A 6,260-nucleotide genomic window follows, 5' to 3' on the forward strand; every position below is an offset into this window, starting at 1 on the left:
GTCCACGGACTTTCTCCACGACTAATGCGGTGAGGCGATGATCGAGCGCGGCTTCGACCGGGACAACCCAGATGCGCCCGTCGTGCCAGGACCCTAATTTTACCGCATCCTTTTCGGTGATCAGGATCGCGTCGGCGTCGATATCGGTGAATGGGTTGCGCTCGAACGCGTAGTGATCGGGCAGCGCGCGCGTTGCGGGCGCGAGGCCGGCCGCGCGCAGCATCGCGAAAAAACGCTCGGGAGCGCCGATGCCAGCGGCGGCCAGCACACGCTGACCGGCGAATTGCGCGAGCGGGCGGCGCAGTGACGGACTGTCGAGATGCCAGGCGTCGGCGGGCGCGAGTTGCAGCGCGAACGTGTTGGGCCATGGGGGCAGCGTGCGCGCGTACGGATCGTTGATCAGCGTCGCATCGCGGCGGCGCGACAGCGGCTCGCGCAGCGGCCCGGCCGGCAGCACGAAACCGTTGCCGCCAAGCCGGTGATCGAACACGACCAGTTCGACGTCGCGCGCGAGGCGGTAGTGCTGCAGGCCGTCGTCGCTGACGATCACGTCGACATCGGGGTGCGCGGCGCACAGCGCCTGCGCGGCGCCGACGCGGTCCGGGCAGACCCACACCGGCGCGCCGGAGCGGCGCGCGATCAGCAACGGCTCATCGCCGCCGACGCGCGCCGAGGAGCCGGGCGTGACCAGCGTCGGCGTGCTGACACGCGCGCCGTAGCCGCGCGACACGACGCCGGGCGTGAAACCCGCGCCGCGCAGTGCCTCGACCAATGCGATCACGGTCGGCGTCTTGCCGGTGCCGCCGACGGTGACGTTGCCGACCACGACCACCGGCACGCCGACGCGCAATGCTTTCAACCAGCCGAGCGCGAAGGCGGCGCGCCGCGCGGCCGCGATCGCGCCGAATACGCACGCGAGCGGCGTGAGCGCCCAGGCGAGCGGTCCGCGCTGCTGCCATTCGTGCGCGAGGCGCGCTTCGAGACGATCCTTCAGCGTGCTCATGAGCGGGTGGCGGGTACAGGCCGAGCGCGGTTCGCCGGATCGGGGCGGCGCGGCGAGATGGAGGTGTCGTGTGACGTGTGGCGTGCGATACGGGGCATCAGCATTAACGCGATTCTCCGGGCGATCGAAATGCAATTGGAAATGACGCGGAAACGACGCGCGAGTTGCGGGCTGAAGGGACTCGCGCGCATCAGCCAGGTTTCTGGAAGGACTTCGGCCGACGCGCCGCAACGACTCGCTGCGCAGTGCGTTGGCCATGCCGTCGAACCCGCCACTCTAGCGCGCGAGCGTCCCGCCCGGCAAGTCGCGTGGCGCGTCGCGCCCGCTCGGGCAGGCGCCTTCGCCACTCGCCCGGCTGTGGATAACTTTGTGGAGAACCTGCAGTGTGATTAGCGCAAAGGGCCATCCGGCGCCCATTCGCTCGCTACGCCCCGCTCTTCGTGACAGCTAAAAGCCATATAAATCAATGGCATGCTCCAAATTCCTTGGCTTTGGTGGGCGTTCTGGCGGAATTCGTCAGGCGGTTCCCGCCATGTGGACACTTTTAACAATTCCGCGGTGAGGCTGGACGGCGATGGCCGGTCGGTCTATCGTCTGTCCGGCCTGTTCCCCTTACTCCTCGTATGACTCCCGAAAGCCCTTTTGCTGCGCCGCCGATGCCCGGCGGTGAGACCGTCGTTCCCGTGTCCGCGCTGAACCGCGCGATCGGCACGATGCTCGAACGCTCATTCCCGCTTGTCTGGGTAGCGGGCGAAGTGTCCAATTTCACACGTGCCGCGAGCGGCCACTGGTATTTCTCGATCAAGGACGCGCAGGCGCAAATGCGCTGCGTGATGTTTCGCGGCCGCGCACAGTACGCCGAATTCATGCCGCGCGAAGGCGACCGCATCGAGGTGCGCGCGCTGGTCACGATGTACGAGCCGCGCGGCGAGCTGCAACTGAACGTCGAGGCGGTGCGCCGTACTGGCCAGGGGCGTCTGTACGAAGCCTTTCTGCGGCTCAAGGCCCAGCTCGAGGCCGAGGGCCTGTTCGCGGCGGAGCGCAAGCGCGCGTTGCCCGCGCATCCGCGGGCGATCGGCATCGTCACGTCGTTGCAGGCCGCCGCGTTGCGCGACGTTCTGACCACGCTGTCGCGCCGCGCGCCACATGTACCGGTGATTGTCTATCCGGCGCCGGTGCAAGGTGTGGGTGTCAGCGCGAAACTCGCTGCGATGATCGAGGCGGCCGGCGCGCGGCGCGAGGTCGACGTGCTGATCGTGTGCCGCGGCGGCGGCTCCATCGAAGACCTGTGGGCGTTCAACGAAGAAGTGCTGGCGCGGGCGATCGCCGGGAGCGTGATCCCGGTGGTGAGCGGCGTCGGTCACGAAACCGATTTCACGATCGCCGACTTCGCCGCCGACGTGCGCGCGCCGACACCGACTGGCGCCGCCGAACTGGTGAGCCCCCAGCGCGTGATGCTGCTGCGCGAACTCGATCACCGGCACGCGACGCTCGCCCGTGCGTTCGGCCGCATGATGGAGCGGCGCGCGCAGCAACTCGATTGGCTCGCGCGCCGGCTGGTGTCGCCGGCCGAGCGGCTCGCGCGGGAGCGCACGCATTTGCGGCAGCTGCAGGTGCGGCTCGCGTCGGCGGGGGCGCGTCCGGTGCGCGACGCGCGGGCGCGCTTCGCGTTGCTGCACATGCGCTGGCAGCGCTGGCGGCCGGACCTGGCGGCTGAACGCAAGGGCATCGACAATCTCGCGCAGCGTCTGGACGCGGCGTTGTTGCGTCAGCATGAACGTCAACTCGCGCGTATCGATACGCTTGCCGCGCGGCTCGAAGTACTGAGTCCGCAGCGCACGCTCGAGCGCGGTTATGCGGCTGTGCTCGATGCGCAGACCGGTCGCGCGGTGCGTGCGCCGTCGTCGCTGAAACCGGGACGGCGTTTGACGATGCATCTCGCCGAAGGCTCGGCCGACGTCGCGCTCGCCGACGTGCAAGCGCGCTTGGCCGACGGCTTCTGAGCTCTTTGCGACATTGATGGATGGCACGTTCTGCTCCGGTGTCGTCGCGAAAACGAGCCGGGCACGCGCCGTGCGCGACTGCTGCGATGCCTCGCGCTGCCGCACATTTCTCATAGCTCGGATAAAGGCCGTTGGTTTGCGGGGTTATTCCAAGTCGCCTACAATCGAGTGCTCGATAGCGTCATCCGTCGCAGGCTCCCCACAACAGATACAGACAGAAGGAAAGCACCATGGAACATACGCTCCCGCCGCTGCCGTTCGCGAAAAACGCGCTCGCTCCGCACATGTCGGAAGAGACGCTCGAGTTTCACTACGGCAAGCATCACCAGACCTATGTGACCAACCTGAACAATCTGATCAAAGGCACGGAGTTCGAGAACCTGTCGCTGGAAGAGATCATCAAGAAGTCGTCGGGCGGCGTGTTCAACAACTCGGCTCAAGTGTGGAATCACACGTTCTTCTGGAACTGCCTGTCGCCGCAAGGTGGCGGCGCACCGAGCGGCGCGCTGGCCGATGCGATCAACGCGAAGTGGGGCTCGTTCGACAAGTTCAAGGAAGAATTCGCGAAGACCGCGGTCGGCACGTTCGGCTCGGGTTGGGCATGGCTCGTGAAGAAGGCCGACGGTTCGCTCGATCTGGTCTCCACGAGCAACGCCGCAACGCCGCTGACCACCGACGCCAAGCCGCTGCTGACGATCGACGTCTGGGAGCACGCGTACTACATCGACTACCGCAACGCCCGGCCGAAGTTCGTCGAAGCGTTCTGGAACATCGTCAATTGGGAATTCGCGGCGAAGAACTTCGCTTGAGTTCACCAGTTGTTGTCTGCCGTGCAGTCTCGTAATCGGAAGTGAGTTCGGCGAGCCGAACCGATTCTCGCAGTTGCGATCGACCACGGTAGCGGAAGCAAAGATGAAAGCCCTCCCGTGCGAGGGCTTTCTGCTTTTGCGATTGATTTTTCGTACTCGCTCGCTGAGGCCCGCAGGCTCTTTTCGAAACGTCGGTGACAGTCTTTCATGACGATTTCTGAAAGAAGATTGTCACAGTTGGTAACTGCAGCGTCACGTGAGTGGGGCGCGGCGGAAGCGCTAAACGGCTTGTCTGCCGGGCAGTTGACGGCCACTCGCTGCTCTCGGATCGAAGTTCGTCGACATTTCCCCATGCCGATGGCCGCGTCCGCTGCGCGTCGGCCCAGCCGCCTTGGCCGCGTTCGGCGGTGTGGCGCACGGGTGACGTAGTGGGCATTGTGCGATCGCGGTGCCTGGAAAAGTCCTTATCGCCTGCCGGAGCGCGTCGTGGGGCGCGGCTGGATTCGACTTCGCGAACAGGCCGCCGTGGATGCAGCACAAGCCGCGCTCGTGGTCAGGGCGAACCGCTTCACCGCAGCGTCGTGGCGCGTCGTTCTGGCAGGGTTACGCTTGAGTTACGCGCGGCCGACGGGGTTCGACGCGAGATTAAGGGCTTGCCGCGCAGTTCGATTGCAGGTTCACTCCCACGCGTTAGCCGATATGACGCGGACAGTCATCGCGTTTTATGATTCGCGCGACCAACAGCGACGGTAGGGCAAAAACTTTCTGTAACGATCCGGTAACCACGGAGTCCAGCGATTGGCCTAACGTTTGGATTCCAATGTCCAGAAGCGCACTGCCATGATTTCCCGCTATAAAACCATCAGCCTCGCCATTCCCGCCGCCGTTATCGCGCTCGCGCTCGGCGGTTGCGCGGTGGCGCCACCAACCGGTCCGAGCATTGTCGCGCTGCCGCATAGCGGCCAGCCGCTCGAACAGTTCCAGCAGGACGACTATGCATGCCGCGATTACGCGAACCACTCGACCAATCCGTCCGGCGCCGCGCAGGCAGCCACGACGAATAGCGTGAACAGCGCAGCGCTCGGCACGCTCGGCGGCGCGGCGGTCGGCGCGCTGCTCGGCGCGGCCGCGGGCAACGCCGGCGCGGGCGCGGCCATCGGTGCGGGTAGCGGTCTACTGATCGGTGGCGCGAACGGCGCAAATGGCGCGCAGTATTCGGCCGCAGGCATGCAGGCGCGCTACGACGCCGCTTACGCCCAATGCATGACCTCCAAGGGCGACACCATCGCGCAACCCCAGCCTTACTATGCGCCGCAACCGGCGTACGTGCAGCCCGGTCCTTATTACGCGCCACCGCCTCCGGTCATGTATTCGCCGTATCCGTACTATTGAGCGTCTGCCGGGATCAACCTCGATTACCCAGCGATTGCCGGCGTCTGCGCTGTTCGCGTGACGGTCCAGCAGTGGCCGTGAACTCAACGGTCGGCGATTGCAAGGATTCGGTTGTGTCTGCCAGACAGGCGCGCAACGATGTCCGGCAGTGGTGGGCAAACAGCCGGGCGCGGCGTTGACTGTGACCACGACGCATGGTCGACCACGGCGAAGGCCTATCTGGCGGCTAGGAACGGGGCACCGCGGTGTTAGCGCTGTATGACGGTTTTGGTCGCGTGCTCACTCCGCGTTGTCCGTTGACGCCGTTTTGCGCGGACGGCGCCCACGCGATGCCGTTTTTCGCGTTGCCTTGCTGCTCGGCGCAGGGGCTTCGTCCCGGCTGCTGATGTGCGAGGCGGAGGGCTCGGCCGGTGCGGCGATCTCAGAGAGTTCGTCGATCGTTCGCGGCGTGCTGTTCTTCGCCTTTTTTGCGGCCGTTTTGCGCGATGCGCGCTTTTTGACGTTCGGGGTCTGCTGCGATTGCTCGCGATCAGCTTCCGGCTCGCTATTGTTGTCAGCGACTATTGGCGCAGCGGCGATGCTTTGCGCCGTCGCTACCGAAGCGGCGTCGGGCTGGTCGGCCGGGAGCCCGCTCGCAGACGGTATGGGCTCCTGCGTTCCTCCCTGCCGGTGTCGCTCGACGTGTCGTGTGTGCCCGGTGTGCCCGGTCTCTTCGTCAGCAGGCGGCTCGATGGCTGCTGCTCTTTCATCAGACGGTTCGTGATGAGCGGCTTCGTGGTGGTCACGGCCCGTTTTGCGATTACCCCGTTCTTTGCGGCGCGATTTGTGCTTGCCGGCTGACTCGGCTGTGGCCACTTGCGCGTCCTGCGCGTCATCGGCGCGTTCAACGGCATGTTCAGCTACCTCGGTTTCGCCGGGCTCATTTACTGCATCGTTGCCGACGTTGGCTGCCGCGCTTCGATACACATACGCGCCGGATTTTTCATCACGGCCGAATTCGAGTAGACCACGCGCCTGTGCTTCTTCCAGCAGATTGCCGAAAGCGCGAAAACC

The 6,260-nt window shown here is 65.4% G+C and carries 4 protein-coding genes and 1 pseudogene; 3 read left to right on the forward strand and 2 right to left on the reverse strand.

The window, feature by feature from the left end; translation table 11 throughout:
- A partial coding sequence (gene lpxK, locus VGH68_RS15970) for a tetraacyldisaccharide 4'-kinase (protein ID WP_331604617.1) occupies nt 1–1,003 on the reverse strand: 1,003 nt, incomplete at its 3' end.
- A 623-nt stretch (nt 1,004–1,626) separates the two neighbouring features.
- Here lpxK and xseA point away from each other — a divergent pair.
- From xseA to VGH68_RS15985, 3 genes are all read left to right on the forward strand, one after another.
- On the forward strand, nt 1,627–3,006 hold the full coding sequence (xseA, locus tag VGH68_RS15975; protein WP_331604619.1) for an exodeoxyribonuclease VII large subunit: 1,380 nt from the start codon (nt 1,627–1,629) through the stop codon (nt 3,004–3,006).
- A gap of 230 nt (nt 3,007–3,236) precedes the next feature.
- Entirely contained in the window at nt 3,237–3,815 is a 579-nt protein-coding gene (gene sodB / locus VGH68_RS15980; protein ID WP_331604620.1) for a superoxide dismutase [Fe], read from the forward strand.
- Between the two features lie 840 nt (nt 3,816–4,655).
- A complete protein-coding gene (locus VGH68_RS15985; RefSeq protein WP_331604622.1) occupies nt 4,656–5,207 on the forward strand; it encodes a glycine zipper family protein in 552 nt (183 codons plus the stop codon).
- A 279-nt stretch (nt 5,208–5,486) separates the two neighbouring features.
- On the opposite strand, the pseudogene VGH68_RS15990 reads toward VGH68_RS15985, so the two are convergent.
- Nucleotides 5,487–6,260, reverse strand: a pseudogene (locus tag VGH68_RS15990) (NYN domain protein); the annotation flags it as partial.

The sequence above is a fragment of the Paraburkholderia sp. genome, from assembly GCF_036488505.1.
In the GTDB taxonomy this organism is placed as follows: domain Bacteria; phylum Pseudomonadota; class Gammaproteobacteria; order Burkholderiales; family Burkholderiaceae; genus Paraburkholderia.